This window comes from Sphingomonas chlorellae, from assembly GCF_056485145.1.
This window is the reverse complement of sequence record NZ_JBQXXM010000003.1, coordinates 497,691-524,353: the sequence shown is the minus strand read 5'-3', so window position 1 is coordinate 524,353 and position 26,663 is coordinate 497,691. Positions and strand designations below refer to the sequence as shown.

General features: G+C 67.4%; 29 protein-coding genes and 2 tRNA genes. 13 read left to right on the top strand and 18 right to left on the bottom strand.

From position 1 onward, the window contains the following. The first annotated feature begins 48 nt into the window (after window positions 1-48). Window positions 49-963 (top strand): LysR family transcriptional regulator, encoded by a 915-nt coding sequence (locus tag ACT3CF_RS11250; protein ID WP_478422751.1) that lies wholly within the window; start codon window positions 49-51, stop codon window positions 961-963. Here the strand turns inward: ACT3CF_RS11250 and ACT3CF_RS11245 are convergent. The 3 genes from ACT3CF_RS11245 to ACT3CF_RS11235 are packed head-to-tail and all read right to left on the bottom strand — an operon-like array spanning window position 929 to window position 3,977. After that, complete coding sequence (locus ACT3CF_RS11245; RefSeq protein ID WP_478422749.1) at window positions 929-2,413, bottom strand: sodium:solute symporter family protein; 1,485 nt, start codon at window positions 2,411-2,413, stop codon at window positions 929-931. The two genes, ACT3CF_RS11250 and ACT3CF_RS11245, sit on opposite strands and share 35 nt — an antisense overlap. After that, on the bottom strand, window positions 2,410-2,670 hold the full coding sequence (locus ACT3CF_RS11240) for a DUF3311 domain-containing protein (protein ID WP_478422747.1): 261 nt from the start codon (window positions 2,668-2,670) through the stop codon (window positions 2,410-2,412). Before ACT3CF_RS11240 ends, ACT3CF_RS11245 begins: the two co-directional genes overlap by 4 nt. Further along, on the bottom strand, window positions 2,667-3,977 hold the full coding sequence (locus tag ACT3CF_RS11235; RefSeq protein WP_478422745.1) for an amidohydrolase family protein: 1,311 nt from the start codon (window positions 3,975-3,977) through the stop codon (window positions 2,667-2,669). The genes ACT3CF_RS11240 and ACT3CF_RS11235 overlap by 4 nt, the downstream gene beginning before the upstream one ends. Window positions 3,978-4,238: 261 nt before the next feature. Between ACT3CF_RS11235 and ACT3CF_RS11230 the strand changes: the two genes are divergently transcribed. Further along, window positions 4,239-6,422, top strand: a complete 2,184-nt coding sequence (locus tag ACT3CF_RS11230; RefSeq protein ID WP_478422743.1) for a TonB-dependent receptor — start codon at window positions 4,239-4,241, stop codon at window positions 6,420-6,422. Then, window positions 6,422-7,480 (top strand): PepSY-associated TM helix domain-containing protein, encoded by a 1,059-nt coding sequence (locus ACT3CF_RS11225; protein WP_478422741.1) that lies wholly within the window; start codon window positions 6,422-6,424, stop codon window positions 7,478-7,480. The genes ACT3CF_RS11230 and ACT3CF_RS11225 overlap by 1 nt, the downstream gene beginning before the upstream one ends. A gap of 62 nt (window positions 7,481-7,542) precedes the next feature. Here ACT3CF_RS11225 and ACT3CF_RS11220 read toward each other — a convergent pair whose 3' ends face one another. From ACT3CF_RS11220 to gyrA, 4 genes are all read right to left on the bottom strand, one after another. Continuing rightward, complete coding sequence (locus ACT3CF_RS11220) at window positions 7,543-8,415, bottom strand: hypothetical protein (protein ID WP_478422739.1); 873 nt, start codon at window positions 8,413-8,415, stop codon at window positions 7,543-7,545. A gap of 130 nt (window positions 8,416-8,545) precedes the next feature. Next, window positions 8,546-8,621 (bottom strand) — tRNA-Glu (locus tag ACT3CF_RS11215). Window positions 8,622-8,832: 211 nt separating this feature from the next. Continuing rightward, on the bottom strand, window positions 8,833-9,237 hold the full coding sequence (locus ACT3CF_RS11210) for a DUF952 domain-containing protein (RefSeq protein ID WP_478422737.1): 405 nt from the start codon (window positions 9,235-9,237) through the stop codon (window positions 8,833-8,835). Then, window positions 9,234-11,987, bottom strand: a complete 2,754-nt coding sequence (gene gyrA / locus ACT3CF_RS11205; protein ID WP_478422735.1) for a DNA gyrase subunit A — start codon at window positions 11,985-11,987, stop codon at window positions 9,234-9,236. The genes ACT3CF_RS11210 and gyrA overlap by 4 nt, the downstream gene beginning before the upstream one ends. Window positions 11,988-12,406: 419 nt before the next feature. Here gyrA and ACT3CF_RS11200 point away from each other — a divergent pair, with 419 nt between their 5' ends. Next, on the top strand, window positions 12,407-13,675 hold the full coding sequence (locus ACT3CF_RS11200) for a tetratricopeptide repeat protein (protein ID WP_478422733.1): 1,269 nt from the start codon (window positions 12,407-12,409) through the stop codon (window positions 13,673-13,675). Window positions 13,676-13,826: 151 nt separating this feature from the next. On the opposite strand, the gene ACT3CF_RS11195 is transcribed toward ACT3CF_RS11200, so the two are convergent. Beyond that, a complete protein-coding gene (locus ACT3CF_RS11195; protein WP_478422731.1) occupies window positions 13,827-14,294 on the bottom strand; it encodes an Lrp/AsnC family transcriptional regulator in 468 nt (155 codons plus the stop codon). 181 nt (window positions 14,295-14,475) lie between these two features. On the opposite strand from ACT3CF_RS11195, the gene ACT3CF_RS11190 reads away from it, so the two are divergent. The 3 genes from ACT3CF_RS11190 (at window position 14,476) to ACT3CF_RS11180 (ending at window position 17,563) form a co-directional block, all read left to right on the top strand. After that, entirely contained in the window at window positions 14,476-16,395 is a 1,920-nt protein-coding gene (locus ACT3CF_RS11190) for a sensor histidine kinase (protein ID WP_478422729.1), read from the top strand. After that, window positions 16,332-17,465: a polysaccharide deacetylase family protein gene (locus tag ACT3CF_RS11185; RefSeq protein WP_478422727.1), complete on the top strand. Its 1,134-nt coding sequence runs from the start codon at window positions 16,332-16,334 to the stop codon at window positions 17,463-17,465. The genes ACT3CF_RS11190 and ACT3CF_RS11185 overlap by 64 nt, the downstream gene beginning before the upstream one ends. Window positions 17,466-17,487: 22 nt before the next feature. Further along, window positions 17,488-17,563: transfer RNA gene (locus ACT3CF_RS11180), tRNA-Ile, on the top strand. Between the two features lie 83 nt (window positions 17,564-17,646). Here the strand turns inward: ACT3CF_RS11180 and ACT3CF_RS11175 are convergent. The 9 genes from ACT3CF_RS11175 to ACT3CF_RS11135 all read right to left on the bottom strand — a co-directional run bounded on the left by ACT3CF_RS11175 (window position 17,647) and on the right by ACT3CF_RS11135 (window position 23,265). After that, complete coding sequence (locus ACT3CF_RS11175) at window positions 17,647-18,717, bottom strand: tyrosine-type recombinase/integrase (protein ID WP_478422725.1); 1,071 nt, start codon at window positions 18,715-18,717, stop codon at window positions 17,647-17,649. Further along, window positions 18,714-18,905: a hypothetical protein gene (locus ACT3CF_RS11170; RefSeq protein WP_478422723.1), complete on the bottom strand. Its 192-nt coding sequence runs from the start codon at window positions 18,903-18,905 to the stop codon at window positions 18,714-18,716. The genes ACT3CF_RS11175 and ACT3CF_RS11170 overlap by 4 nt, the downstream gene beginning before the upstream one ends. Further along, window positions 18,902-19,441 (bottom strand): MmcB family DNA repair protein, encoded by a 540-nt coding sequence (locus ACT3CF_RS11165; protein ID WP_478422721.1) that lies wholly within the window; start codon window positions 19,439-19,441, stop codon window positions 18,902-18,904. The genes ACT3CF_RS11170 and ACT3CF_RS11165 overlap by 4 nt, the downstream gene beginning before the upstream one ends. Next, complete coding sequence (locus ACT3CF_RS11160) at window positions 19,438-19,896, bottom strand: hypothetical protein (RefSeq protein WP_478422720.1); 459 nt, start codon at window positions 19,894-19,896, stop codon at window positions 19,438-19,440. Before ACT3CF_RS11160 ends, ACT3CF_RS11165 begins: the two co-directional genes overlap by 4 nt. Continuing rightward, entirely contained in the window at window positions 19,893-21,656 is a 1,764-nt protein-coding gene (locus ACT3CF_RS11155; protein WP_478422718.1) for a DNA cytosine methyltransferase, read from the bottom strand. The genes ACT3CF_RS11160 and ACT3CF_RS11155 overlap by 4 nt, the downstream gene beginning before the upstream one ends. Continuing rightward, window positions 21,653-21,985 carry a hypothetical protein gene (locus ACT3CF_RS11150; RefSeq protein WP_478422717.1) on the bottom strand — a complete coding sequence of 111 codons (333 nt, stop codon included), beginning with the start codon at window positions 21,983-21,985 and terminating at the stop codon, window positions 21,653-21,655. Before ACT3CF_RS11150 ends, ACT3CF_RS11155 begins: the two co-directional genes overlap by 4 nt. After that, window positions 21,982-22,590 (bottom strand): nucleoside triphosphate pyrophosphohydrolase family protein, encoded by a 609-nt coding sequence (locus ACT3CF_RS11145; RefSeq protein ID WP_478422715.1) that lies wholly within the window; start codon window positions 22,588-22,590, stop codon window positions 21,982-21,984. The genes ACT3CF_RS11150 and ACT3CF_RS11145 overlap by 4 nt, the downstream gene beginning before the upstream one ends. A gap of 160 nt (window positions 22,591-22,750) precedes the next feature. Further along, window positions 22,751-23,056, bottom strand: coding sequence for a hypothetical protein (locus ACT3CF_RS11140; protein ID WP_478422713.1), 306 nt, complete (start codon window positions 23,054-23,056; stop codon window positions 22,751-22,753). Continuing rightward, window positions 23,050-23,265 (bottom strand): hypothetical protein, encoded by a 216-nt coding sequence (locus ACT3CF_RS11135; protein ID WP_478422711.1) that lies wholly within the window; start codon window positions 23,263-23,265, stop codon window positions 23,050-23,052. Before ACT3CF_RS11135 ends, ACT3CF_RS11140 begins: the two co-directional genes overlap by 7 nt. Before the next feature lie 137 nt (window positions 23,266-23,402). On the opposite strand from ACT3CF_RS11135, the gene ACT3CF_RS11130 reads away from it, so the two are divergent. Next, complete coding sequence (locus ACT3CF_RS11130; RefSeq protein ID WP_478422709.1) at window positions 23,403-23,891, top strand: hypothetical protein; 489 nt, start codon at window positions 23,403-23,405, stop codon at window positions 23,889-23,891. On the opposite strand, the gene ACT3CF_RS11125 is transcribed toward ACT3CF_RS11130, so the two are convergent. Next, window positions 23,892-24,614: a S24 family peptidase gene (locus tag ACT3CF_RS11125; RefSeq protein WP_478422707.1), complete on the bottom strand. Its 723-nt coding sequence runs from the start codon at window positions 24,612-24,614 to the stop codon at window positions 23,892-23,894. It lies immediately after the preceding gene. A gap of 117 nt (window positions 24,615-24,731) precedes the next feature. Between ACT3CF_RS11125 and ACT3CF_RS11120 the strand changes: the two genes are divergently transcribed. From ACT3CF_RS11120 to ACT3CF_RS11100, 5 genes are all read left to right on the top strand, one after another. Beyond that, window positions 24,732-24,941 (top strand): hypothetical protein, encoded by a 210-nt coding sequence (locus tag ACT3CF_RS11120; protein WP_478422705.1) that lies wholly within the window; start codon window positions 24,732-24,734, stop codon window positions 24,939-24,941. 192 nt (window positions 24,942-25,133) lie between these two features. Then, on the top strand, window positions 25,134-25,652 hold the full coding sequence (locus ACT3CF_RS11115) for a phage regulatory CII family protein (protein WP_478422704.1): 519 nt from the start codon (window positions 25,134-25,136) through the stop codon (window positions 25,650-25,652). Then, window positions 25,649-25,933: a hypothetical protein gene (locus ACT3CF_RS11110; protein ID WP_478422702.1), complete on the top strand. Its 285-nt coding sequence runs from the start codon at window positions 25,649-25,651 to the stop codon at window positions 25,931-25,933. Before ACT3CF_RS11115 ends, ACT3CF_RS11110 begins: the two co-directional genes overlap by 4 nt. Window positions 25,934-25,963: 30 nt before the next feature. Beyond that, a complete protein-coding gene (locus ACT3CF_RS11105) occupies window positions 25,964-26,458 on the top strand; it encodes a hypothetical protein (RefSeq protein ID WP_478422700.1) in 495 nt (164 codons plus the stop codon). Next, window positions 26,458-26,649: a conjugal transfer protein TraR gene (locus tag ACT3CF_RS11100; protein ID WP_478422698.1), complete on the top strand. Its 192-nt coding sequence runs from the start codon at window positions 26,458-26,460 to the stop codon at window positions 26,647-26,649. The genes ACT3CF_RS11105 and ACT3CF_RS11100 overlap by 1 nt, the downstream gene beginning before the upstream one ends. The last annotated feature ends 14 nt before the right edge of the window (window positions 26,650-26,663 follow it).

Here is a 26,663-nt window from a genome sequence, read left to right as displayed (position 1 = left end):
TGAACATCGTTGCGATCGGTGCAAATTAGGCGGCGGAGGTGAGCGACCATGTCCGACGTTGCGCTGATGTATTTCTATGAAGCGGCCATGCTGGGAACGATGCGGCTGGCAAGCGACAAGATCGGGGTCGCAGTATCGTCGATCAGCCGGCAGATCGCACAGCTGGAACTGGAATATGGCGTCCCCCTGATCGAGCGCGGACGCAGGACGATCAAGGTCACGCCGGCAGGGCAGGTTGCGCTCGACTATTACCGTGCCAAGATGGCCGATCGCGAGGCATTCCTAAACCGTCTCGCCGACCTCCGCGAATCGCGGACCGGACGTGTCGACCTGGCGGTGGGCGAGGGGTTTCTCGGCCGATCCTTTGCCGAAATCATCGAACAGTATCAGCGTGCGAACGCCGGGATCGAGGTTTCGATCGTCAGCGGGACGACGGCCGAGATTGTGCGTCAGGTCCTGAACGACGAGGCGCATATCGGGCTGATCTTCCAGAACGAGAACGATCCCAAGATCCGCATCCGGGCGTCGGCGCTGCAGCCGCTGATGGTGATCTGTGCGCCCGGGCATCCGATCGCGCGCGAGCGTGACGTTACCCTGTCGGTGCTGTCGACCCAGCCGTCCTGCCTGCCGCCCAAGGGGTTCCGGATCCGGCAGGCGCTGGCAGCGGCAGAGGCACGCTGCAACGTGTGGCTCCAACCCGAACTCACCACCGGCTCGATCCAGGTGATGCGCGAGATTGCCCGGCAGGGCCGGCTGGTGACGGTGCTTCCGCCGATCAGCGTCCTTGCCGAACTCGAGGAAGGCACGCTGGTCGCGCGACCGTTGGTCGAGGCCGATCTGGAACACACCACGATCAGCCTGATCCACCGGGTGGGACGTCAACTCAACGGCCCGCCCGGACGGATGCTCGCCGCGCTGGAAAAGCGGGTCAAGACATGGCCGGGGCGGGAGAATCCTGCGTGAGGGCAGTGGTGCCTGCCGATGCTTTTGGCCGTTTGATCATGAGCGTCACGAGCGCGACGACGATCGCATTGGCGAGCATCGCCACAAGGCCCTTGTCCCATCCGGGGAACCAGCTGAACAGCGGCCGCGCCTGGGGCACGAGCAGTACGGCATAGCCGACCACCATTCCCGCCAGGACCGCGACGGCGCCTGTCCGCCGCCACAGGAACGCAAAGAACACGCCCGGCGCCAGCATGCCGATCGAGGCATAGGCAGCGAGACCGATGTCGACGAGCGACTGCGTTGCACCGATCGTCAGGAACACCGCAGCGCCGGCGAAGACCACCATCGCGGATCGCGACAGGATCAGCACGGCACCGTCCCCCAGGCGCGGGAAGAACGGCAGGACGACATTCCGGCCAAAGATCGATCCGGCGGTCAGCAACAGGACCGACCCCGGGACCAGCGCCAAAAGACAGGCGGTTCCGGCAAAGATGCCGACTGCCCAGGCGGGATAGCGGTCGGCAACGAACTGAAGCAGCACCGCGTTGAGGTCGCCCCCCGGGGGCATCGTTCCCGCCAGCAGCGCGCCGAAGCCGAGCAGGATGATGAAGAAATAGGAGAGCGAATAGAGCGGCTGGAACACCGCATTGCGGCGGATCGCCCAGACGTCCGACGCGGCATAGCTGAGCTGGAACATGTGCGGGAAGACATAGGTGCCAAGCGCCACATTCACGGCCGCGGTCATCATCCATACCGTTCCCAGGCCTGCTTCGGGCGCGCGACCGGGCAGGCGCCCGATCCCGGGATGAAGTTGTTCGACGCGGTGGAGCAGGTCGGCGATCGACGATGCGCCGACATGGCCGGCAACCGTCAGGCTCAACACGATGACGATCGCGATCATCAGGATGTCCTTCACCGCTGCCGCGAATGCCGCGGACCGCAGCCCTGCGGAAAAGACGAAGAGCAGCATCAGGGCCGCTGCGGCGATCGCGGCGGTCGCGCTCGAAATGCCGTTGGCAAGCGAGAGGCGCAGGACGAGCGCCAGCGCGGTGATCTGAATCTGGACATAGACGATCAGCGCGGCAATTCCGGCGAGCCCCACCACGATGCCGAGCCAGCGCGCCTGATAATGCGCCGCGAAGAAATCGGCCTGGGTGATCAGCCCCCCGGCCTTGCCGGCGCGCCAGATGTGCGGCGTGAGCCAATAACCCACCGCTGCGCTGAGCGAGACCGAACAGAATGCCAGATAGGCGGGCGCGCCATAGGCCCAGGCATAGCCGGAAATGCCGAGGACGGCGAAGGTGGTGTAGATCTCGCCGGCGTTGAGAAACCAGAAGATCAGCGTTCCCATGCTCCGTCCGCCCACTGCCCATTCGGCGACGGACCGCTGTTTTCTGCGGCGCATCCCATAGGTCAGCGCGCCGATCACGGTCGCGATCACGACCGCGAGCGTCCATGCGAGGATCATCGCGGTGCCTCTCCCGCCGTACTCGCATCCGCGCGCTTGCGGTCGATGTGAAAGGTAAGGCCGATCGCGATCGTCGCGACGACGATCCCCGCCATCTGCCACAGCATCGGAAAGGGAATGCCGGCGAACGACCATCGCACCGCGTTGGCGACGGGAAGCATGCCGACCTGCCAGGCAAAGGGCACGAGCAACAACAGGTAGTGCCAGCGACGACCGGCTGTGCGGATCGCATCGCGTGGTGCGGACGGTTCGGTCATTGGTCGATCGCTCCCGGCTCTGCGTCGTCCCGGACGATCATCCCGCCCTTCATGACGAAGCTGATCGTGCGCAATGCGGCGATATTTGCCGCGGGATTGGCGTCGACCGCGACGATGTCGGCATAGTCGCCCGTCCGGATCCGGCCGATGTCGGTGCGGCCCAGCATCCGGGCGGCGTTGATCGTGCCGGTCTGCAATGCCTGCAGCGGCGTCATCCCGGCCTTCACATAGAGTTCGGCCTCCTCGATCGTTGCGGTGGTTCCGCTATTGGGTTCGAACGGAAACTGGTCGGTGCCGAGCGCAATGTTGACCCCAAGCCCGATCGCCGTCTGCAGCGTTCGCCAATGGTCCTCGCCGGTCTCGGCAACGCGCTGAAGATACCAGTCGGGCGACCCGATCTTGCGATAGAAGGGAAGCGCCCCGGGCTGGGTCACGACGATGGTGGGAACGAGCCATGTTCCCTTGCGCTTCATTTCCTGCAGCACCGCGCGATCAAGGTGATAGCCGTGCTCGAACCCGTCGATCCCGAACCCGACCGCCTGCGCCGCCGCGACGGGCGAGCCGTTATGTGCGGTGATCCGCACATTGTTGCGGTGCGCGACCTCGATCAGCGTGCGCAACTCGTCGTCGGTCATCGGCGCGGCGGCGATTGCGCCATGCGAGTCCGAAATTCCGCCCGAGATGGCGATCTTGATCCAGGTGGCGCCACGCTTGATCTGTTCGCGTGCCGCCTTGACCAGCCCATAGGGGCCGTCGGCTTCCAGCGAGCCGTGTCCGCCCGTCGGGACGATGACCTCGCCCGCGGTTTCGATCCGCGGCCCGACGATCTCGCCCGAATCGATCGCCTGCTTGAGCGCGAAGTCGTTCCCATGATCTTCGCCAACCAGGCGCAGTGTCGTCACGCCCGAGAGAAGCGAGCGGCGCGCATTGGCCGCCATGCGCAGGACCTGCTCGGGATCGGTCTCGCCGACCAGGGCGGCGCCGGCCGCGCCGGGGAGCTTGAGCCCCAGATGGACGTGCATGTTCATCAGCCCGGGAATCAGCCACTTGCCCGGCAGGCGAACGATCCTTGCCTCGACCGGAATCGGGGTCGTCGCCGCCGGCCCTACCGCAGCGATGCGTTCGCCGGTGATCACCACCACCGCGTCGGGGATGGCTTTTCCCGTCTCCACATCCAGTACCGAGGCGCCGACCAGCGCGCGACTTGCCGGAGCCGGGGCCTGTTGCGCATGCGCAGGCGCGTGACACAATAACGACGACGCCAGCAGCGTGGCCAGCGCGTGCAGGCGAAAAATCCCTCTTCTCATGGCGACCCCCGTGATGTCGTTCCAGACTGCGCGGTTCGTTCGATGCGCGCAATGGTCGTTGAGGGGGAGGATTGTTGCGCGTCGCGCAATCAACGCGCCACATCCGCATCCTCCGCCGACTTGCCCAACCAGACAGCAGGCAGCGGGGACGCAAGGGCTGCATTTGTGCTTTTGCGAGTTACTTGCAATACATCCATGGCACTGCTAACCGCCGCCCATTCAAGCCGCGTCGTCGGAGAGCGCGGCATAAGGGGTCCGTCCATGTCATCTTGCGCGTTCCGTTCGCTGTCGTCGCTGCCGTTGCTGGCGCTTGCCTTGACCTTGCCCGCCGTCGCCCATGGCCAGGACGGGCCGCAGCGACCGGCGACGCCGGACGAAGATCCCTCCGAGATCGTCGTGACCGCCGCGCGCACGATTCTGCCGCCCAACGCGTTGCCGCTGACCGTCGACATCATCGACAAGACGACGCTCGATCAGCAGGTCGCGATTTCGGGTTCGGTTACCGACGCGGTGTCCAACCTGACGCCTTCGTTTTCGCCGACGCGCCAGAAGCTGTCGGGCGCGGGCGAAACGTTGCGGGGGCGCTCGCCGCTCTATGCGATCAACGGCATCCCCCAGTCGACGCCGCTGCGTGACGGCAGCCGCGACGGTTTCACGATCGACGGCTTCTTCGTCGACCGCGTCGAACTGATTTACGGTTCGAATGCGTTGCAGGGGATCGGCGGCACCGGCGGGATCGTCAACCAGGTCACCGTCGGCGCTCCCAAGAAAGAGGGGCTGGGCGGCCGCGTCCTGCTTCAGGGCAGCAGCGGCGACGGCTTCGAGAGCGACGGTCTCGGCGGCAAGGCGGCGGGATTGCTCGAGTATAAGGCGGGCCGGTTCGACATCGCGGCGGGCGCGGCGTTCGAACGGCGCGGCGTCTATTATGACGGTGACGGGCGTCGCGTGGGGCTCAACCTCACCCAGGGCGAGACCCAGGATTCGAACACGCTCTCGCTGTTCGCGCGCATCGGATACCAGGTGAGCGACACCGGGCGCTTCGATCTGATCGCCAGCCGGTACAAGATGCAGGACGACGGCGACTTCGTCCCGCTCGACGGCGACCGGCGCAAGGGCATTCCGACCAGCGCCGTCCGCGGCAATCCGCCGGGGAGCGCCGCGGCGAGCCGGACCGAGAGCGTGGCGCTGTCCTATACCGACACGGGGCTGTGGGGCGGCAATCTGGTGACCCAGATCTTCTGGAACCGCACGCACGACACATTCGGCGCTGAGCCCAAGGCGATCTCGACCTTCCAGGACGTGCGCATCGCGCCGATCGGCACGCTGATCGACCAGTCGGAGAACCGTTCGCGCAAGATCGGGGGCAAGATCAGCTATGAACGCGCGATCCCGGGATTTGAGGCTTTGACCACCACGATCGGCCTCGACGTGCTGACCGATCGCACCGAGCAACGACTGATCCTTACCGGCCGCACCTGGGTGCCGCCGAGCGATTTTCGCAGCTACGCGCCCTTCCTTCAGGCAAATCTTGCGCTGTTCGACGGGAAGCTGCGGCTGGCCGGCGGGGTCCGGCACGAAGATGTGAAGATCAAGATCGACGACTATCATACGCTCGCCTCGACCACCAATCCGGCGGGCGGGGTGGCCGTAAAGGGCGGTGCCCCGACGTTCAGCGCGACGTTGTTCAACGGGGGCGTCGTGGTCGAGCCGCTTGCCGGTATCCGCGCCTATGCAAGCTATGCCGAGGGCTATACCGTCCCCGACGTCGGCCGGATCACCCGCGCCGTGAGCAAGCCCAACGTCAGCATCGACAATTTCCTCGACATCGCGCCGATCGTTTCGAACAACCGCGAGATCGGCGCCGAGGTGAAGCGCGGCCCTATCGACGGGTCGATCGCCTATTTCTGGTCTTCGAGCGACAAGGGGCAACTGCTCATCGCCAATCCGGGCGGCATCTTCGACGTCCAGCGCCTGCGCGTCGAGATCGAGGGGCTGGAACTCAACCTGGGCGTCAGGCTGCCGGTGCCGGGGTTGCGGGTCAATCTGGGCTATGCGCATCTCGCCGGCAAGTACGACAGCGACGACGTGCCTGACGGCAAGGTCGATACCGATCTCGACGGTACCAACATCTCGCCCGACCGGCTCAACCTGGCTGCCGATTATGTCAGCGGACCGTTCAGCGCCCGCTTGCAAAGCCGCTTTTTCCTCGCACGCACGTTCAAGGGAAAGAAGCGCGTGCCCGACAATGATTTCGGCGGCTACACGCTGGTGGACGCCTATCTGCGCTATCAGACGCGCATCGGCGGGCTGACGTTCAGCGTCTCGAACCTGCTCGACAAGCAGTATATCGACTATAGCTCCGACACGCGGCTGCCGACGGACAATCTCAGCTTCTTTGCCGGGCGCGGGCGCAGCTTCACGCTGGGGTGGGACTATCGTTTCTGATGAAGTGGCTCGATCTCGCGCATCGCTGGGTCGGCGGCACCCTGGGGCTGGTGCTGGCGATGCTGGGGCTGACGGGGGCGATCCTCGTTCACAAGGAAAGCTGGTTATGGTTGCCGCATGCGGGCGACGCGCGGATCGATGATCCTGCGGCGATCGCGGCGGCGACCGGGCGGATGCTCGCCGCCGAGCCCAAGGCGCAGTCGATCGTCTATGCGAGCGACCGTTTCGGGCTGAACCAGCTCCGTGCGGGGCACGATGCCGGGGCCTATGCCGATCAGGCGGGGCAGGTGGTGCTGCGCTGGCACAGCCAGTGGGAGCGGCCCGAATTGTGGCTGTTCGACCTGCATCATCACCTGTTTGCGGGTGATGTCGGCGAGACCGTGATCGGCATTGCGGGCCTCGCCGGGCTGTTTTTCGTGATCAGCGGGGCGATCCTGTGGTGGCGGACGCGGCGAACCTTCCGGTTTCGGCTGTGGCCCAAGCGGCTCAGCCGGCCGATGATCGTCATGCAGCACCGCGACCTCGGGATCGTCGTTGCGCCCTTGTTGCTGCTCTCTGCGGTGACCGGGACGATGATGGTGTTCAAGCCCTTTGCCGCGATCGTCATCGCACCGTTCGGGGCGCCGAATGCCGCACTGGCCGCCAACCGCCCTCCCAGCGTCGCGAGTGGCCCGCTTGCCTCGCATCCCGACTGGCGGGCGATCATCGGCACGGCACATGCCCGCTTTCCCGACGCGCAGATCCGCATCCTCGCGCTGCCGCGCAAGGCGGGCGAACCCATCGTGATCCGCATGAAGCGCGCCGCCGAATGGCTGCCCAACGGGCGGACGCTGCTGGCGTTCGATGCGGGCGACGGACGGCTGCTTTCCGCTACGGATGCCTTGGCTCTGCCGCGGGGGACGCAGGTTTTCAACGGGGCCTATCCGCTGCACGCGGGCAAGGTCGGCGGGATTGCCTATCGGCTGGTGATGACCTTGTCGGGACTGGCGATGGCGATGCTGGGAAGCCTGGCCGTCTGGACCTTCTGGTTCCGCAGCCCCAAGCCGCGGAAGCGCTGACAGGTCTTTTGGAAGTTTTGCCAATCCCCATTTTTAAAAGATTGGTGAAGAAGTAAGTCTCCCTACTTCTGCTTTCTATTTGATGCAGTCGTTTCCTGGTCCTTGAGAACGGCGCGGATGATCTGATTTTGCTGCGTGCTGGCAAAAAGATTAGGCGCGCCCGTGTACAACCCGCGCAAATAGCCGCGGTCAAAGGCGGTCATCTCCGCCGGCGTGCCGCTTGTCGTCGGGTCGAACAAGGTCAGGATCGAATCTTTGCCGCTCGCGCGCTTGGGAATGACGACCGCAAGCGTCCGCATCGCCAGATAGTCGCCGAGTTGGTTGGTTGTCTTGCCAATGGCGGCCTTTCGTTCGACCAACACGACTGACGCAAGAGTCTCCCGGCGCGTGGGGGAGACCAGTCTTGAAGCGGCGGAGACTTTCACACTGCCGTTCGGCTGAACACGGTCGCCATCGGCGCTACGGATTTCGCTGATGTGCCAAGCCCGCACGGGTCCGAATTCCCGAACGATCTGGCGAATTTCACTGGGCGTGCGATCGCCGAAGACTGCCCATTGCCGCCGGCTGAGCTTGGCAATTTCCCCTTCAACATCGTCGACGAACAGAATGAGAATATTGGGTTTACACCCGTCACCCGCGAGCGTCAGGCCCGCTTGCTGCGCGTCTTTTGCGATACGGTCGCCGATGGCAAGCAGCGTGGCGGGGGCAAGGCCGCTGCTGCCGATACAGATCGGTGAATCGAAACGCTGGAGCGGCTGTCCGTCCGGAACCGGCGGCGTTACCGCGCGGGCGAGCGCGCGGATCTTCTTGCGCTCCGGGACCGGGCGACCGGTGACGACGATCGAGTCACCGGCGGTTTCGGATGCGGCGGAGGGTGCCTGTCGATCGGTTGCCTGCTGCGCGCCGGCCGCAGAAGGCGCAAGGGCAAGCGCCAAGATCGTCCACAAAGCTGCCCGCACGGCGCACCTTTCCTTCAAGCCAATAACGGCAAGGTGCGCAAAGAAGCGATGAAATAAAAGGGAAAATTGCCCGCGAGGCAGCAAATATGAAACACGCGAAGGTGCCTGGTGACCCCTACGGGACTCGAACCCGTGTTTTCGCCGTGAGAGGGCGACGTCCTAGACCGCTAGACGAAGGGGCCGTTAGCAGCGGGAGGCGGCTCCCTATGCGCTGGGGTGAGTCGCGTCAAGCATTGGTGCCCCAATGGCCGAATCTTTTTTCGGTTTTCGCGCAAAAAAGGCGCGAAAGACGTCGTTCGCGGGTCGATCGCGTCGTTCGGGTGCCGATTTTCGTCGTTCGCGGGAACGCAATGGCGCGGGGCCTTTTCCCGGCGCCCGCCGGCCCGGGAGCGCCTAGGCGGCGCGCCCGTCGGGGAGGCGGAGGCGGCCGTCGGGGTCGTGCGCGACCGGCGCATGCGCCACCACCGACGACCAGGCGAGCGGGGCGTAGAGGTGGGGAAAGTGCTGGCCGCCGCGCGACGGCTCCCAGCGCACCGCGTCGCCGAGCGGCGCGAGGTCGATCGCGGCGAGCCAGAGGTCGGTCTGGCCGGCGAAATGCCGGTCGAGCGTTCCGGCCACCTGCTCGGCGGTCGAGAGATGGATATAGCCGTCGGCGAGGTCGATCGGCGCACCGGCAAAGACCCGGTCGCGGACCAGATGCGCCATCTGGTCCGCGGTCAGGATCTTGTAGGCGCGGGCAGGGCGCGCGGCCCCGCCGGCGCCTGCATCAGCGCCGGCATCAGCGTCGGGGCCGGTCATGCCGCGTCGTCGTCGCCGCCCGCGGCGAGATCGGCGCCGGGCACCGCATCGGGGATCGGCGCGTCGGCGACGGGGCCGTCGCCCAGATCGACCGAAGCCTCGTCCTCGCTCTCCTCGATCCGCGCCGCCGACACGACCTGTTCGTTCGCGGCGACGTTGAACAGCCGCACGCCCGCCGAGTTGCGGCCGATCACGCGCAGGTCGGCGAGCGACATGCGGATCAGCTTGGCCTGATCGGTGACGAGCATCAGCTGATGCCCCTTGGTCGCCGGGAAGCTGGCCACCACCGGCCCGTTGCGGGCGATGTTGTCGATGTTGGTGATGCCCTGGCCGCCGCGCCCCGTGCGGCGATATTCATAGGCCGAGCTGAGCTTGCCATAGCCGTTGGCGCAGACGGTGAGGATGAACTGCTCGCGCGCCTTCATCTCCTCGTAGCGGTCGGCGGGCAGGTCGCACTCGCCGTCGCGCTCGCCCTTCCAGGGCGCGAAGCGGAGATAGCTGTCGCGCTCCTCCTGGCTGGCGCCCGAGCGGTGCAGGATCGACAGCGACATCACCTGGTCGCCATCGGCCAGACGGATGCCGCGCACGCCGGTCGAGGCGCGGCTCTGGAAGGCGCGGACGTCCTCGCCCGGGAAGCGGATCGCCTTGCCCGCGCGCGTCGCGAGCAGCACGTCGTCGCCCTCGTTGAGCAGCGCGACGCCGATCAGGCGATCGTCCTCGTCCTCGCCCTCGAACTTCATCGCGATCTTGCCGTTCGACGGCACGTTGGTGAACAGGTCCATGCTGTTCCGCCGGACATTGCCCTTGGCGGTGGCGAACATCACGTGGAGGTTCGCCCATTCCGCCTCGTCCTCGGGCAGCGGGAGCACAGTGGAGATCGTCTCGCCATTGGCGAGCGGCAGCAGGTTGATCATCGGCCGGCCGCGGGTGGCGGGGCCGCCCTCGGGCAGCTTCCACACCTTCATGCGATAGACGCGGCCGAGGGTGGAGAAGAACAGCACCGGGGTGTGCGTCGAGGTGACGAACAGCTCGGTGATCGCATCCTCGTCCTTGGTCGCCATGCCGGCACGCCCCTTGCCGCCGCGCGCCTGGGCGCGGAAGGCGTCGAGCGGGGTGCGCTTGATATAGCCCTGGACGGTCACGGTCACGACCATGTCCTCGCGCTCGATCAGATCCTCGTCCTCGATCCCGTCGGCGGCCGCCGCGATCTCGGTCCGGCGCGGCGTCGCATAGGTGTCGCGGATGAGCACCAGCTCGCCGCGCATCACCGCGTAGAGCTTGGCGCGGTTGCCGAGGATCTCGAGCAGCTCGGCGATCGAATCAGCAAGCTGCTTGAGCTCGTCGCCGATCTCGTCGCGGCCGAGCGCGGTGAGGCGATGCAGGCGCAGGTCGAGGATCGCGCGCACCTGGGCGTCGGACAGGCGATAGGTGTCGCCGGTGACTTCGGTTTCAACCGCCTCGACCAGCCGGATGTACGGCGCGATCTCGGCAATCGGCCAGTCGCGCGCGAGCAGCGCCTCACGCGCCACCGCCGGGCTCGACGACCCGCGGATGATCCGGACGACCTCGTCGAGATTGGTGACGGCGATGACGAGGCCGAGCAAGATGTGCGCGCGCTCGCGGGCCTTGGCCAGCTCGAACTTCGAACGGCGCGTGATGACCTCTTCGCGGAACCTGACGAACGCCTCGATGATGTCGCGCAGGTTGAGCAGTTCGGGGCGGCCGCCGCGGATCGCGAGCATGTTGGCCGGGAAGCTCGACTGGGCGGGGGTGTTGCGCCAGAGCTGGTTGAGCACGACCTCGGGCGTCGCGTCGCGGCGCAGGTCGATGACGATGCGCACGCCCTCGCGCGAGCTTTCGTCGCGAATGTCGCTGATGCCCTCGACCCGCTTGTCCTTGGCGGCTTCGGCGATCTTTTCGACGAGCGCGTTCTTGCCCTGCTGGTAGGGGATTTCGGTGAGCACGATCGAGCGCCGCTCGCCGCGCTGTTCGACCGTGTGGCGCGAGCGCACGATGATCGAGCCGCGCCCGTTCTGATAGGCCGAGCGGCAGCCCGCGCGGCCGAGGATGACGGCGCCGGTCGGGAAATCGGGACCGGGAACGATTTCCATCAGTTCCTCGATCGAGATCGCGCCGTTGTCGATATAGGCGAGGCAGGCGTTGATGACCTCGCCCAGATTGTGCGGCGGGATGTTGGTGGCCATGCCGACCGCGATGCCGCCCGCGCCGTTGACGAGCAGGTTGGGGAAGCGCGCCGGGACGACCGAGGGCTCGCTTTCCGAGCCGTCATAATTGGGCTGGAAGTCGACCGTGTCCTTGTCGATATCGTCGAGCAGCGCCGCGGCGACGCGCGCCAGCCGCGCCTCGGTATAACGCATCGCGGCGGGCGGATCGGGGTCCATCGAGCCGAAATTGCCCTGGCCGTCGATCAGCGGCACGCGCATCGACCAGTCCTGCGCCATGCGGGCCAGTGCGTCGTAGATCGAGCTGTCGCCGTGCGGGTGATATTTACCCATCACGTCACCGACGAGGCGCGCCGATTTGCGGTACGGCCGGCCGGCGACATAGCCGCCCTCCTGCGCGGCATAGAGGATGCGGCGGTGAACGGGCTTCAGGCCGTCACGGACGTCGGGCAACGCGCGCGCCACGATCACGCTCATCGCGTAATCGAGGTACGAGGTCTTCATCTCGTCGACGATGGAGACGGGCGTAATGTCGGAAGGGTCGGCGAGCAGCGTCGCTTCGGTCAAAGGAACGGACTTTCGGATTGGTTATGCAATGATCCTGCTCTAGCGCGGCGCATACCACCTGCCAACCCCGCGCGCCCGCGCGCGCACGCGTGTACGCGAGACAGTGCGGTATCGCCGGGCGGTATCGCCGGGCGGTATCGCCGGGGGGCGGGGGCGGGGCCTGCGGGCGCGCGCGTGCCCTTCTGCGCCCCGCCGTGCCCGGCATGCGCCCCGCCGAGCGCAGGCGCGGGAGCCGGCGCGTTCAAAGCGCGTTCATCGCGCGCCCGGCAGCATTGCCCGGTGACGTCGGTCCGGACGCAAAATTGTTCGCACGCGCCTGCCCGAACGCAGGATTGTTCGTTTACGTCTGCTTGAACGCGGACGAGGGGCCATTTACAGGATCGCAACGCTTTCCGCTGATCCCACGAGGAGACAATTGCATGAAGTTGGTTTCGAAGCTCGCGCTGGCCGCTGTGCTCACGCTGGGCTCCTCCGCGCTGGGCACGGCGCCGGCGCTTGCGCAAAAGGCCGACAAGAAGGCTGACAACCAGCAGATCAAGGTGAGCGAGGCGTTCCGCAAGCCCGCCGCCGCCGCCGACACCGCGATCAAGGCGAAGGACTATGCCACCGCCGAGACGCAGGTTGTCGCCGCCGAAGCCGCCGCGAAGAACGACGACGAGCAATATTATGCCGCGCTGCTGCGCCTTCAGCTCGAGCTGGGCCGCAAGAACGAGGCGGGGCAGATGAAGGCGCTGGCGGTGCTTTCGTCGAACCCCAAGACGCCGGCGGACAAGGTCAAGGTGTATGGCGGCATCTACAACTACATGCTGGGCAACCAGCTTGTCGCGCAGAAGAAGCCCGCCGAGGCGATCCCGGCGCTGCTGAAGAGCCGCGAGCTGGGCTATGACAATCCCGACACGCCGATCATGCTCGCCAACGCCTATGTCGCGACGGGCAAGGATGCCGAGGCGGTCGCCGAGGTCGAGCGCGCGATCGCGACCAGCAAGGCCGCGGGTCGCCAGCCGCCGGCCGACTGGTTCCGCTTTGCCATCCCGCGCGTCAACAAGCTGGGCGACCGCGCCGCGATGGCGAGCTGGCTGACGCGGTACATCCAGGCCTATCCGACCGTGCAGAACTGGCGCTGGGCGATCCAGGTGTTCCGCCAGGGCACCCCGGCGGGCGGCGACCCCAAGGTCGAGAAGATGAGCCTGTACCGGCTGATGCGCGCGACCGGCGCGCTGGCCGATCGCGCCGATTATGCCGATTACGCCTATGCCGCGCAGCAGGCCGGCCTGCCGTGGGAAGCGGTGTCGGTGATCGACGAGGGCCGCAAGAACGGCAAGGTGCCCGCGGGCGACGCCGACACGCAGCGCATCTATGCCGCCGCGCAGAACGGCGTGCGCACCGAGGGCTCGCTCGAGCCGCTCGCCAAGCAGGCGCAGGCGTCGAACACCGGCAAGCTGGCGGCGCAGACCGCCGACGCGTTCCTCGCTTCGGGCAACTATGCCCGCGCGATCGAGCTGTATGACGCGGCGCTGAAGAAGGGCGGCGTCAATGTCGACGAGGTCAACCTGAACCGCGGCGTGGCGCTGCGCGCGGCGGGCCGCAAGCCCGAGGCCGAGGCGGCGTTCGAGCAGGTGAAGACCGGGCCGTTCGCCAACCTGGCGCTGCTGTGGCAGACCTCGGTCAACTTTCCGCCGCTGAGCTGAGGGCGGGCGGGGCGGTCGCGACGGCGCGTCGCCCCTCTCGCGATCCGGTGCGGATCGATCGAAACGGAAAAGGGGCGGTCCGATCGGCCGCCCCTTTTTTCATTTATCGTTTTTCAGTCCTGCGGAAAGCGTTGTCATCCGAGCGTGTGATTCACGCTTCGGGCACCGGCACGCCGGGAAGCGACTTGGCGGTGCGGATGGTGAGCGACGTCTTCACATGCTCGACATTCGGCGCCGTGGTGAGCCGCGTGGTGAGGATCTCCTGAAAGCTCGGCAGGTCGGGCGCGACGATCTTGAGGATGAAGTCGATCTCGCCGTTGAGCATGTGGCACTCGCGCACCTCCGGAATGTCGGCGACGAGCGTTTCGAAGGCGCGCAGATCGGCGTCCGCCTGGCTCTTGAGGCTGACCATCGCGAAGACGGTGAGCTTGTAGCCGAGCGCGGTCGGATCGAGCGCGGCGTGATAGCCGGTGATCGCCCCCTGCTGTTCGAGCGCGCGGACGCGGCGCAGGCACGGCGGCGCGGTAAGGCCGACGCGTTCGGCCAGTTCCACATTTGTCATCCGGCCGTTTTCCTGCAATAGGCCGAGGATCCTGACGTCGATCTCGTCGAACCGCATCGGGTTCTCTTTCTCGCTTTGGGTTCGTTGCATAGATCGTCCGATAGACACAAGATTATTACAACGCAACGCAATTGTCCCACATTGCGACGTGCCGAAATGGGCTGTTTTTGCGGACAACGCCGCCGGTTAAGGAATCGTTACGACGCATGCTTCAGCGTCGCGGCTTGATGGACGAGGCGTGCGGTTCGACGATACTCTTGAAACGGTGCTCGCAGCCGATCTGAGCTCGCCTTCGGGCGCGCAGTCGGCGTGGCGCCAGCTGATCGACCTGATCGGCCGGCGACGCGCCGTGGCAGACGTGCGTGCCATGGCGACGCTGCGCCGCATCCGCGACGCCGTGCCGCCCGCCGTGCGGGTCGCGAGCGCGCGGGCGCTGGAATATGCCAACCCGCCGGCGCAGCTTGTCCGGCTGCTCGCGCTCGACAGCCTGTCGGTGGGGGTGCCGGTGCTGCGCAGCGCGCGGCTGACCGCGAGCGAGTGGATCGAGCTGCTCCCCGACCTGACGCCCGGCGCGCGCGCGGTGCTGCGCGGGCGGCGCGACCTGCCGCCGGTGGTGACGCGGGCGCTCGAAAGCTATGGCCCGGTCGATTTCGTGCTGCCCGACGGACGCGCGCCGGCGCCGGAGGCGGTGGCCGAGGCAGTGCCTGCGGCTGAACCGGTGCCTGCGGCCGAAGCCGCGGCGGTTGATGCTGGCGCTGGCGCTGGCGCGGGGGACGAGGCGGTGCTCGCGCCGCGCTTCCTGACGTGCGTGCCGGTGGACGCTGATGCACGCGGCGATGCGATCCCCGGTGCGCCCTTCCTCCAGCCGCAGCCCGCGGTCGCCGCGCCGCCCCCCGCGGCTCCCGCAGCGCCGCGCGATGCGGCGGAAGTGACCGATTCGGCGCGCGAAACCGTTGCGCCCGCGCCGCGCCCGGCGCATGACGGGGCCATGCAGCAGTGCGTCGCAGAAAATCCCGGGAGTGCCCCCGTGCGCCCGGCGATCGACGATGACGGTCCGGGTCCGTTCGAGATCGCGGAGGTCGTCGCGCGCATCGACGCGTTCTGGCGCGAGCGCGAGGCCGGCGGGCGCGGACCCGCCACGCTGCCCCCCGCCGACCTTTTCCGGTTCGAGACCGATGCCAACGGCGTGATCCGCTGGGTCGAGGGCGTGACGCGCGGTGCGGTGATCGGGCTCGCGCTCGACCAGCGCGGCGCGGGTGCGGCGGTCGACGGCGTCGCGGCGGGCGCGTTCCGGCGGCGCACGAGCTTTGCCAATGCGCGGCTGCACATCACGGGCGAATCGGACGCCGCGGGCGACTGGCTGCTTTCGGGCGTGCCCGCGTTCGATCCGGCGAGCGGGCGCTTCACCGGCTATCGCGGCACCGCGCGGCGCCCGCGCGCCGATGAGCGCGCCGAGCCGAGCCGCGCGGGCGGGAGCCCGGCCGAATCGCTCCGCCAGCTCGTCCACGAACTGCGCACGCCGACCAACGCGATCGCGGGCTTTGCCGAGATGATCGAGGCGCAGATGCTGGGCCCGGTCCCCGAACCCTATCGCGAGCGGGCGCAGGTGATCCGCACCCAGGCGCGCGAGCTGCTGGGCGCGATCGACGACCTCGACCTCGCCGCGCGGATCGACAGCGCGACGCTGGCGCTGGTGCCGGGGCAGGTGGCGCTCGCGCCGCTGCTCGCGACGATCGGCGAGGATCTGGCACCGCTCGCCGCGCTGCGCGGATCGAGCCTGGTGCTGCCGCCCGCGGCGCCGGGGGTGCAGGGCGATCATCGCGCGGTCGAGCGGCTGCTCACGCGGTTGCTGGCGACGCTGGTCTCGGCGACGCGGCCGGGCGAGCGCATCGGCGTGCGGATCGCCGCCGAACCGGGCGCGCGCATCGCGATCACGATCGACCGGCCGCACGCGCTGGCCGATTATCCGGGCGACGCGGTGCTGGGGATCGACGACGAGCGCGAGGACAGCTCGCTGCTCGGCACCGGCTTTGCGCTGCGGCTGGCGCGCAACCTGGCGCGCGAGCTGGGCGGCGCGCTGGCGATCGAGGCGACGTGCCTGACGCTGCGGCTGCCCGCGGCGGAGACGGGCGCGATGGACCAGGTCCACCGCAACTGAGCGGCGCGACGACGCCCGATCCGGCAGCGAGCGGCCGCGGCGGCTATCGCCCCGCACCCGCCGCCCCGCCGGCGCGGATCGCGTGGCCCGACGACTGGGGCACGCGCTTTACCGTGATGGTCGATACCGAGGAAGAGTTCGACTGGAACGCCCCGTTCCGCCGCGACGCCGCCGGAACCGGGCACCTGGCGGCGATGCCCGCGGTGCATGCGCGCATGGCCGCGCGCGGCGTCGCGCTGAGCTATCTGGTCGATCATCCGGTCGCGCGATGTCCGCGTGCGCAGGCGATCCTGGGCGCGCTGGTGGCCGAGCAGGGCGGCGCGATCGGCGCGCAGCTCCACCCCTGGGTCAACCCGCCGTTCGACGAGGCGCTCAACCGCTTCAACAGCTTTGCCGGCAACCTGCCGCCCGCGCTCGAGGCGGCGAAGCTCGCCGCGCTGACGAGTGCGATCCGTACCGGATTCGGCGTCGCGCCGCGGCTGTTCCGCGCGGGGCGCTATGGGCTGGGGCCGGCGACGATGGCGACGCTGGTGCAGCTCGGCTATCGCGCCGACAGCTCGATGCGCGCGGGCTATGACTATTCGGGCGAGGGCGGCCCCGATTTCAGCGCGATCGGCAACCACGCCTTTCGCACCGGCCCCGGGGGCGCGATCGTCGAGATCCCGCTGACGACGGTGTTCACCGGCGCGTGGCGGCGCGGCGGCCCGCGGCTGTACCGCGCGCTCGGCCGCGTGCCGCACCTGCGCGGCGTCGCGGCGCGGCTGGGGCTGGTTTCGCGCGTCGCGCTGACGCCCGAGGACATGCCGATCGCCGACGCGATCGAGGCGGTGCGCGTCGCGACGGGCGAGGGCGTCGCGCTGCTCAACTTCAGCTTCCATTCGCCCTCGGTCGAGCCGGGGCACACCCCCTATGTCCGCGACGCCGCCGATCTGCGCGCGTTCCACGGCTGGTGGGACCGGATGCTCGACACGCTGGCGGCGATCGGCGCGCGCCCGATCGGGCTCGACGCGCTGATCGACGCGGCGGCAGCGGCGCGCACGCCCGCACCCGCTTGCGGCGAAGGGGTCTAGTCCGCTAGGGCAGGGGCGCTGGGGGCCTGTAGCTCAATGGTTAGAGCTGGCCGCTCATAACGGCTAGGTTGCGGGTTCGAGTCCTGCCGGGCCCACCAGCATTTCGCATAACGCGTTGTAATTTCACGTTATTTGCGGAGTTTTTGTCTAACCCAATGGCGAGGGTTAGCCAAATTGGCGGTCACTCTTTGACAGAATACCGCCCGTCGATCTGGTGAATCGCGCCCTCGGCGAGCACCTGCTGGTTGGCTGCCTCGGTATAGGTTCGCACCTGGCTGGAGCTGCGCCAGCCACCCACCGACATCATTTCTTCGTCGGTGAGGCGGCTTTCGGCCATGCGGCGGGCGATCGCCTTGCGCAGGCCATGGGCGGTGCACTTCGGCAGACCGGCTTCGTCGCACCATTCGCGCATCTTGTTGCCGAATCCGTCCTTCGTGAAAGGCTTGCCGAACTCGGTCACCAGATAGGTGGCGATGCCGACGCTTGGCATGGCGTCGATCGCGCGGCGCAGATCCGTCGCGACCGGCATCCACAGATCGGCGCCAGTCTTGCCAGCGCGGTAGTTGATCCGCCCATTGACGATATGCTTCGGGCCGAACAAGCGTGCGTCGCCGCGGCGCTGGCCGGTCCATAGGATGATTTCGAGCGCGAGCCGGGCCTTGGTGCCGAGCTTGTGGTGCTTCTGGTACGCGGCGATGTCTTCCTCGGTCCAGGTATAGAACCCCTCGAGTCTTTCCTTGCCGACCTTCTCCGCATCCGCGACCGGATTGTTGTCGATCCATTCCAGCTTCTTCGCGTAGGCGAACAGCCGCAGCAGCTCCTTGCGCAGCTTCACGGCCGCGACCTGGCCGCCGATGGTGCGGCCGTTTTCCAGCTTCTTCTTCTCGGTGCGGGCCATCAGGATCGCTTCGATATGCTCGAACCGGAAGTCGGTTACGCGATCGTTGCCGAACTCGCTCCGGAAGCTCTCGATGATCCAGCGCCGACGGGCGCGGGTGTCTTGGGTGCCCTTCGCCGCGAAGTCGGCTGAGCGATAGTAGCGGGTGCAGAGATCGTGCACGCTGCCGGGCGCGTGGCGCGCTTCCATCTGCGCGGGAGCGCCGGCCAGGAGCGCCTTGTATTCTGCTTCGAATCCGGGCTGATCCGGCAGCGTCTTCATGTACACCGGGGCAAAGCCGGTCTTCCGGAAGCGCGCGCGCAGCTTGCCGTGGCGATCGGGTGCAACGGTAACGTTCTTGTACCGCGTCTTCATCGCGCCTTGAGCAGCCTATCCAGTGGGTTCGGGGCCTGGTCCACGATCATCATAGGATCGTCGCTGGCATCGATCACCATATTGCCGTTCACGTCAATGCCGACTCGCACACGCGCAAAACCGGCCTCGCGCGCGCCGGACAGGGCGCGCTTGATGTCCGTCTTGGTGAAGCGGGCGGGGGCGGTCATAGGTGAATGCCGAATTCCCACGGCGACTTCCCGGCTTCCTTCAGCCGCTCGGCAGCGGTGGTGAGCATGCGACGGTAGGCGTTGCGCTGCTCGCGGATCACGTCGCTATCGCGCTCGATGGTCCCGCTGCAGCGGAGCAACGAAACGACAAGTTCCCAGCTCGGCGCGTCCTTGTCCCGCAGGGGTGCCTGCACGACGATCTTCTTCCTGGCATAGCGCTCCGCGTCAGGGAAGATTTCCACCAGGCCGGCCCAATCCGGAACCTCGTCCGGTGTCACCAGCCCCGGCGGCGTAGCGTAATAGAAACGGTCGCTGAACAGCCGTGCTTCCCGCTGCTTTCCGGGGGTGTCCCTGCGATAATCGGCCCGCGACACTTTGATCTCGTAAGCTGTCGCCGCGTAGCCCTTTGACTGGCATGGTGCGAGAGTCCAGAAGTCGCATCGACGGGCACCGCTAGACAGGGAAAGCTCGCTCGCCCAGATCATCGATCTGTCGCAAGTCTCAGCCAGAACGCGAAGAATGTCTTCGGCTTTCATCGGTTATCCAGTCCCAGGCGGTGGCGGTGGATCATGTATTCGGCCCATTCCATGCGGCCGGCGGCGCGGTGCGCCTGGTTGATGTGATGGCAGAGGACGATCAGGGGTGAGCCCGTCGTGCGCCCCTCGGGTGGGCGGTGGTAATGGAGTAGGGCCTCTGCGCGGGCGGCGGTGTAGGCGGCGTGCGGGCTGGGCGCTGCGGCGGCGCGCTGGCGCGACCGTTCGACGACGGTTTCGAGGTCGCAGCGCATTTCGGCCCAGTAGGCGCCGAGCGAGTCCTGTTCGTCGGCGCCGGGCAGATCCTCACGATCGCGGACCCGCCGCCATACTTCGGCGATGGCGCCCATCACGCGGACGCGCGGGTCGCCGTCACCAAACGCTGCCCGGCGATCGCCGAGCAGGCGCGTCGAAAACTGAGCCAGGCCGGGCCAGTCGCCCCGATGGTATGCGCTCATGCGGCCTGCCTCCCGCCGACGCCTGCGGTCGCCACCTCCGGGAACTGTGCGCGCACGAGCGCCTCCGCGATCGGAGGGCACACGCTATTGCCGCACTTGGCGACCTGGGCCGTCTTGGTGATCGGGCGACCGGCAGCATCGCGGTCGATGATGTAGTCGGCCGGGAAGCCCTGCGCCGCGAACAGCTCGCGCGGGCTCAGCATCCGCATGCCGATGTCGACGATGGCGTATTCCTCGCCGCCGATCGTCACCGTCACCACACCATAGCGATCCTTGGTGGTGACCGTGTGCAGCGGCTCGGCCGGGTCGCAGCCCTGACCAGTCCCGTAATATTTCAGGAGGAACGCCCGCACCTCGGCCATGTGGGTGCCGCCGGCGCTGATCGTGTGCAGCGGCTCGTCGGTGGGCTGGCCATGCGCGCAGGTGCCGCGCAGCTTCACCAGGTTGGAGGTGACGATGCGCTGCTGGCTGCCCGAGGCGGTGGCCGTCGACAGCGGCTGGTCGGCCCCACGACCGGCGAGGCGATCGTTGTTCGGGCCGCCGTTCGCCTGCTCGATGTGCGCGCAGACGACGGCATGCCGCGGCGCGCCTGCCATCACGGTATGAAGCGGCTCGGCCGGGTCGCAGCCCTGACCATTCTGCGCGAACTTTTGAAGCAGCGCGGCAACGGCGTGGTGCTTAATCCCGCTGGCCACGACGGTCCCCAACGGCTTCCCGATGTCCATCGCGCGCGGTGCCTGTCCCTTGCGCTCGCCGTTGCCCACATGCACCAGGTGCGCGGCGCATATGGTGTTGTGGTCGCCGTCCGACGCGGTGATCGTGTGCAGCGGATCCTCGAGCGACCGGCTGGCGCCGCCCTGCTGGGCATAGCTGGCGAACGGCGCGAGCGCAGCCTCGACGACGGCATATTCGGGCTGAGCAGTCACGGTGCGCAACGGTTCGTCGGTGTCGAAGACGCGGCTGGCGCGCGTACTCTTGAACGCGGTGCCGACGATAAACGGCGCCGGGTTGTTGACCACGAATTTCATGATCCCGTGCGCGATCCGGCGCAGGGTCTTCTCCGCCAGCGGCTTCTTGCGGTCGAAAATCGACGGGCACGGGATCGACCAGTCGATGATCTCCGCTGCGGTGCGCCAGGGCAGCCGCTTGCCGCTCAGCACCTCTGGCGAGCCGGGCTTGCCGTGCGTCGGCGCGGGCCACACGATCGGCCGACCGTCGCAGCGGGCAACCATGAAGAACCGCTTTCGGATGGTCGGCGCGCCATAGTCGCACGCGCGCAGCTCGCGGAATTGCAGCTTGTAGCCGTGACGGCGCAGCTCGCGGCACCACTTCTCGAACGTCTCGCCCGCGCGTTCCTTGATCGGCCGGCCCTCGTCGTCGAGCGGCCCCCAGGTCCGGAACTCCTCGACGTTTTCGAGCAGGATCACGTCGGGACGCACCCGCTTTGCCCACAACACGACAACCCATGCCAGATCGCGGATGGACTTCTCGCGCGGCTTGCCCCCCTTCGCCTTGCTGAAGTGCTTGCAGTCGGGCGAGAACCAGGCGAGCCCGACGTGCTGCCCGCCCGTCACCTCGCGCGGATCGATCTGCCAGATATTGTTCCGGATGTGACGGGTGCCGGGGTGGTTGACCTCGTGCATCCGGATCGCCTCGTCGTCGTGGTTGATGGCGATGTCGACGGCGCGGCCAAGCGCCGCCTCGATCCCTGTCGAGGCGCCGCCGCCGCCGGCGAAATTGTCGACGATCAGGCCGGTCATGCTGCCAGCCTTTCGGAAAGAGCCGCGTCAATCCGGGCAATCTGCTCGGCGGCGGTATTCGCGATCTCTGCGCGGCGTCGAAGCAGCGCCGCGCGCACCGACGAAAGCGGGAACGGCTCTGTGTCCCGGTGGGCCTTCGGACCGTCGACATAGTGCCGGGCGGCTGTCTCGCGATCGTACAGGCCAGCTCGCGCCACGTCAGACGTGTAGCCGGTGCAGTTGTCCCGATACCAACAGCCCCACTTGTTCGACCAGATCAGCCATACGTCGTCGGCGTAGCGCTGCATCCGGTTCCGATAGACCGCGCTTGGCTTTCCGATCACGCTCATGCGTCTGCCCCTCTGCGCAGGTCTGCGACGGCGCGTTCGATGTCGGCGGCGGTTGCGCCGTTCGGCAGGACGCAGATTTCCTGAAGCAGCCCGCGTCCGTCGATCAGGGCGACGATGGACATGGCGTCGTCGGCTCCTAGATCGAGGCCGATGACGGTCGGCTGATCGGGTTCGTTGTCCCACGGCACGTCTGTGGCGAACGCCTCCGCTGCCTGGTCGAGTTCGGCGAGCAGGCTCCGTTCGGCGGGGTCTGTGCCGTCGATGTCTTGCGCGGCGCGGCGGGCGGCAATGACAAGCCGACGCATTTTCGGCGTGAGCGACTGGGCTGGCGTGGCTTGGCTGTGCTGTTCGCCACGCGCGTATCGGTAGGCGTCAAGGCTTATTGCCCAGCGGGCGGCCATGGCGGCAGTCTGGATCGCCTCTTCCCGAATGTCGGAGAGCGTGACCTGCTTGTGCGGCTCGTAAACGTGTTGGAGCACCGCCTTTTGGAGTTCGCCGTACTCTTCACCGACGACGGCAAGCGCATGGAACGGGTCGGTCGGCCAAGTGGGAAACTTCGCAGTCGCCCGCGCAAGTTCAGCTGAGATCTCTTCCGAGATGTCCATGATGGTAGCTCCGTTCGAAGTGGGTTGAGCCGGTGGCCGCTGGGGCCTTTCCGTCAGGCGGGCGGGCGCGTGAGGATGGCGCGGGCGGCCCACGCGAGGGCCAGCGCGATCCACGCGAGGCGGACGGCGATGCGGATGCGGTCGCGGTCGTGCTGGCGGCTCATTCGGCCGCTTCCATCTCTTCCCGCTCGCCGAGAATCCTGGCGATACTGGCATAGGCGCGCGCGGCCTTCGCGGCCGGTCCGTTCGCGTCAGTTGCGGGGCGTGTGCCGAGCGATTTTAGGATGTGTTCGCCGGTGCGTTTCGCGTGGCGCGTGAGCCCCAGGCGGCGCGCCTTGCTGAAGCTGTTGCGCAGGACGGCGGGCACCTGATCCCAGCACTCGGCGCAGACGAGTTGCCAGCGTTCGCGCGGGGCGGTGCAGCCGCGGCGCTTGCAGACGGGCGGGGTTCGCGGGCGGCTCAGCATCGTGCCGCCACGATCGCGATCAGGGTGAGAACGGTGCCCAGCGCGAGGCCCGAGAGAAACAGCAGTGCGCGGGCGGCGTCGTCGTCGACGCCGGGGGCCGGGCGGGTGCGCCGTCCGGCGACGGCGAACGGGCTGCGGCGATCGGCAGTGATGTGCAGGGTGCGCGCGTCAACCAAGCGTGTTGGGGCGCGGTGCAGTCGTGCGGCCATGGGTGCCTCCGTTGTTGCGGGGCGCGTTATGCGTCGGATAAATCCTATCGTCAATCCGACAGTCGGAAATATCTCACGTTGCGATTATCGCGGCGGCGGCTTTAGCCTCGGCGTGGCGCGGGCGAGGGTGCGTGGCGATGGTGATCGGATTGGTGCTAGGTGCGGCGCTGGCGGGTGCCCCGATCGTCATCGGCGACTGGATCTATTCGGAGACGCGCGATCCGATGACGGATCAGGTCTATGCCCGCGTGTTTGCGCATGGTCGCGGCGGCGCGATCGCTGTCAAGTGTGACGCGCGCGGGGCCGACAGCCTCTATTTCCAGTTTATCGGAGACCGCTATCTCGGCGGCTCCGGCCCGCGCAGCGGTCGGCGCGATTTCGAATATCGCTTCGACTCCGGGGAGTCGAACCTGACGCAGCTGAGTTATGCGGGCGACTCGGGATTGTCCGACAATGCGGATGTCGGGCCGTTCGCGCGCCAGGCTGCCGGCGCGTCAGTGTTGCGCGTCCGCGCCTATGATGCCGACGGCCTTGAGGTTGTGGCGGTGATCCCGGTGCGTGGGGCGGCGGCTGCGATCGAACGTGTGCGGCGGACGTGCGGGGCGGTCATCCCCGCTGCGGACTGATCAAGAGACCAGCTCGGCCCAGGGGATGACGCGGTCGATGCGAAGGACGCGGTCCGTCGGCAGTTGAAAATCAATGGCAGGGTTGAACTGCTGCAACTCGATATAGCTCGCGGTCCGGCGTACGAGCCGCTTGACCAGCACTGCATCGGCCGAGGCGCCGTCGTCGCCGTCGTGCTGTGGGCGGAGATAGACGACGACATCGTCGCCGATCCGCGGCGCTCGCCGCCGCTCGACGAACAGCACCTCGCCCTCCTCGTATCGGGGGCTCATCGACGAGCCAACGACGTACAGTCCATAGCAGTCGGAGCGGCCGTTAAGCACGACCGGGCGTTTGAAATAGGTAACCACTTCCGCTCGATTTAGTGTGGTCTGCTCGATCGCGGTGCCATCAACGATTTCGTCGGCGCCCAGCGCTGTGCCGTAGACAGGGATGTCCTCGTGCATCCGATCTGCCGACGCGCCCTCCATCAGGAACACGCGCGCATTGGGGGCGGGTGGCGGTGCGACCGACAACCCACCGCCGGGAATATCCTCGCCGCGCGCGCCGATCACGCTCAGTACCTTCGCCAGCGTATCGGTGCGCGGTCGTATGTCCTTCATCTTCAGGTCATTGAAAAATCCGCGGTTCACGCCTGCCTTGGCCGCCCACTCATACTCCGAGAGGTTGTCCGGCCGCAGCTGCATCAATGCATCATAGAGCGCCCGTCCACGCAGCGTCTCCATGTGGGGTCGTGTTGGGTTCATGTCGGATATCTCACACATCGCGCCGACATTTTCAGCGTGAGATATTTCCGATCCGACTACTTGCGCCATCGGATAAATCCGACTAGGGCAACTACCATGCTGACGGATCTTCCCAACGACACCCAGTTCCTGGATGCGATCGAGCAGTTTTGCGGGCGCCACCAGATGCGCCCGTCGACGTTCGGGCGGCTCGCCGCGGGCGACGCCAGCCTGATCGAGGGACTGCGCTCTGGCCGGTCGGTGCGGCTGTGTACTGCGAACCGAATCGCCGATTTCATGCGCTCATACGCGCAGGTGGGCCAGTGATCCCCGGTTACTGCACGCGCTGCGGCAGCGGCGGGTGGCATCCCGACGTGATCGCCTGTGCCGAGCCGCAATGTGAATTGCGCGTGTCGGTGCAGGTTTCTGGGGGCAGGGGTGTGCATGGCCGCCGGAATAATCGTGCCGCCCCCGCAACGTCACCGGGAAACGATGCCGGATTTTCCCCCGAGGTAAAGCATGGCTGAACGAAACCTCAGCGCCGAAGAGCAGCGCCTGGCCCGAGCGACGAAGCTGGCCGTCCAACTGGGCGGGGGGCTGGAAGACTGTTCCCGCGAGACCGGAAAATCCACCTCGCAGCTATCGCGCTGCTGCTCTCCCGAGCATGTCGACAGCATCTCGATTCGCGATGCTGTTATCATCGACAGTATCGGGTTCGGGAAGGCCGGTCATCCGGCGATCCTGAGCGCTTACGCTCGGCTTCTCGGCGGCGTGTATGTCCAGCTGCCCACGGGGCCGCAGGATCCCGAAGGGGTCACGCTGTCGCTCACGGAGATGACGGCGGAGCTGGGCGACGTCGCGGCCGAGGTGCGGCGCGCTCTCAGCAATGACGGGCAGGTCGACGCCATGGAGGCGGTGTCGATCCTCGAACAGCTCCACGATCTCGAAATCAAGAGCGCCACCATGCGCGTGCTGCTCCAGCGCATCGCCGAAACCGATCGCGACGGCGCGCGCCGGTCCAACGGGAGGGAAAATTGAGCAAGCTGCACCTGGTCGCGAGTGTGCCCAATCTGGGCGCGCACAAGCTGGCGTGGATCGTCGGGAGGGCGGCGAGTCCTGCAGATGCACTGGCTGCATTTGCGCGGGCGGCGGGCGGCAACGCCATGCTGTTCGATCGGCTGATCACGGGGGAGATCGTGCCGGGCTCCGTGCTTGCGGCGGAAATCCAGCTGTGGAGCCGCGGCGTGATCGATCGCCGTGACTGGCGCCGCCCGGCGCTGCGCTGGTGGTTTGAGCAGCCCCGCGGAATCGCGGCCTGAGCCATGGCGGGGGCGAGCGTGCAATTCAGAATGGCGCCGCTGGCGATGGCGGTCGAGGCGCGTGCGCTGAGCGACTGGGTCGCCCGCGCGGCGCCGGGCGACCGGATGGTTTACGCCCAGGGCGTGGTGCCGCCGCGGACCTCGGCCGCGTGGGCCCTTGCGCGTGAGCTGGCCGCCGGCAAACTGATCGCGCTGCTGACGCGGCGCGGTGAAAGCGGCGTCGAATGGATCGCCGAGCGGCGGGCGAGCGAGCCCGTTGCGCAGCCGCCGCGTCCGGAGCCGGATCGGCTGATGCAACGCGTCGCAGCCGAACTGCTGCGCGCTGCCAATGCGGGCGAGGTCTGTCCGACCGATCTGGAGTTGGCGGAGCGTTGCAGTCTGTCGGGCGCGAATGCTGCCTCGTACCGGCTGCGCAAGGCGATCCGTGCCGGCCTGGTGCTTGTTCGCCCGCCGCGCCAGCCGGGCGAGCGCCGGGTAGCGACCGACCCGCAGACGGGGCGGTCGACACCGCGGGGGCTGCTGTGATGGCGGACACGGTCGACATGGCGGCCGAGATCGAGCGCGAGCACGTCGCCCGGGCGATCCAGGCCGCCCGCCGCGCGCCATTCGACCCGGGGCGGCCGGGCACATGTGAAAATTGCGGCGATTCCAGTCCACGGGTCGTGAACGGCCTGTGCGCGCCCTGCCGCGAGCCGCGCGTGCCGCGGCGATGGTAAGTGGAGGAGAGCGG

Coding starts and splice junctions, on each gene's coding strand:
- ACT3CF_RS11230 (WP_478422743.1), top strand. CDS start 4,239: ATGTCATCTTGCGCGTTCCGTTCGCTGTCGTCGCTGCCGTTGCTGGCG.
- ACT3CF_RS11135 (WP_478422711.1), bottom strand. CDS start 23,265: ATGGCCGCACGACTGCACCGCGCCCCAACACGCTTGGTTGACGCGCGC.
- ACT3CF_RS11165 (WP_478422721.1), bottom strand. CDS start 19,441: ATGAAAGCCGAAGACATTCTTCGCGTTCTGGCTGAGACTTGCGACAGA.
- ACT3CF_RS11120 (WP_478422705.1), top strand. CDS start 24,732: ATGCTGACGGATCTTCCCAACGACACCCAGTTCCTGGATGCGATCGAG.
- ACT3CF_RS11150 (WP_478422717.1), bottom strand. CDS start 21,985: ATGAGCGTGATCGGAAAGCCAAGCGCGGTCTATCGGAACCGGATGCAG.
- ACT3CF_RS11245 (WP_478422749.1), bottom strand. CDS start 2,413: ATGATCCTCGCATGGACGCTCGCGGTCGTGATCGCGACCGTGATCGGC.
- ACT3CF_RS11105 (WP_478422700.1), top strand. CDS start 25,964: ATGGCGCCGCTGGCGATGGCGGTCGAGGCGCGTGCGCTGAGCGACTGG.
- ACT3CF_RS11210 (WP_478422737.1), bottom strand. CDS start 9,237: ATGACCGGCCCCGACGCTGATGCCGGCGCTGATGCAGGCGCCGGCGGG.
- ACT3CF_RS11160 (WP_478422720.1), bottom strand. CDS start 19,896: ATGAGCGCATACCATCGGGGCGACTGGCCCGGCCTGGCTCAGTTTTCG.
- ACT3CF_RS11170 (WP_478422723.1), bottom strand. CDS start 18,905: ATGACCGCCCCCGCCCGCTTCACCAAGACGGACATCAAGCGCGCCCTG.
- ACT3CF_RS11140 (WP_478422713.1), bottom strand. CDS start 23,056: ATGCTGAGCCGCCCGCGAACCCCGCCCGTCTGCAAGCGCCGCGGCTGC.
- ACT3CF_RS11200 (WP_478422733.1), top strand. CDS start 12,407: ATGAAGTTGGTTTCGAAGCTCGCGCTGGCCGCTGTGCTCACGCTGGGC.
- ACT3CF_RS11145 (WP_478422715.1), bottom strand. CDS start 22,590: ATGGACATCTCGGAAGAGATCTCAGCTGAACTTGCGCGGGCGACTGCG.
- ACT3CF_RS11100 (WP_478422698.1), top strand. CDS start 26,458: ATGGCGGACACGGTCGACATGGCGGCCGAGATCGAGCGCGAGCACGTC.
- ACT3CF_RS11125 (WP_478422707.1), bottom strand. CDS start 24,614: ATGGAGACGCTGCGTGGACGGGCGCTCTATGATGCATTGATGCAGCTG.
- ACT3CF_RS11155 (WP_478422718.1), bottom strand. CDS start 21,656: ATGACCGGCCTGATCGTCGACAATTTCGCCGGCGGCGGCGGCGCCTCG.
- ACT3CF_RS11250 (WP_478422751.1), top strand. CDS start 49: ATGTCCGACGTTGCGCTGATGTATTTCTATGAAGCGGCCATGCTGGGA.
- ACT3CF_RS11235 (WP_478422745.1), bottom strand. CDS start 3,977: ATGAGAAGAGGGATTTTTCGCCTGCACGCGCTGGCCACGCTGCTGGCG.
- ACT3CF_RS11115 (WP_478422704.1), top strand. CDS start 25,134: ATGGCTGAACGAAACCTCAGCGCCGAAGAGCAGCGCCTGGCCCGAGCG.
- ACT3CF_RS11130 (WP_478422709.1), top strand. CDS start 23,403: ATGGTGATCGGATTGGTGCTAGGTGCGGCGCTGGCGGGTGCCCCGATC.
- ACT3CF_RS11240 (WP_478422747.1), bottom strand. CDS start 2,670: ATGACCGAACCGTCCGCACCACGCGATGCGATCCGCACAGCCGGTCGT.
- ACT3CF_RS11195 (WP_478422731.1), bottom strand. CDS start 14,294: ATGCGGTTCGACGAGATCGACGTCAGGATCCTCGGCCTATTGCAGGAA.
- ACT3CF_RS11225 (WP_478422741.1), top strand. CDS start 6,422: ATGAAGTGGCTCGATCTCGCGCATCGCTGGGTCGGCGGCACCCTGGGG.
- ACT3CF_RS11175 (WP_478422725.1), bottom strand. CDS start 18,717: ATGAAGACGCGGTACAAGAACGTTACCGTTGCACCCGATCGCCACGGC.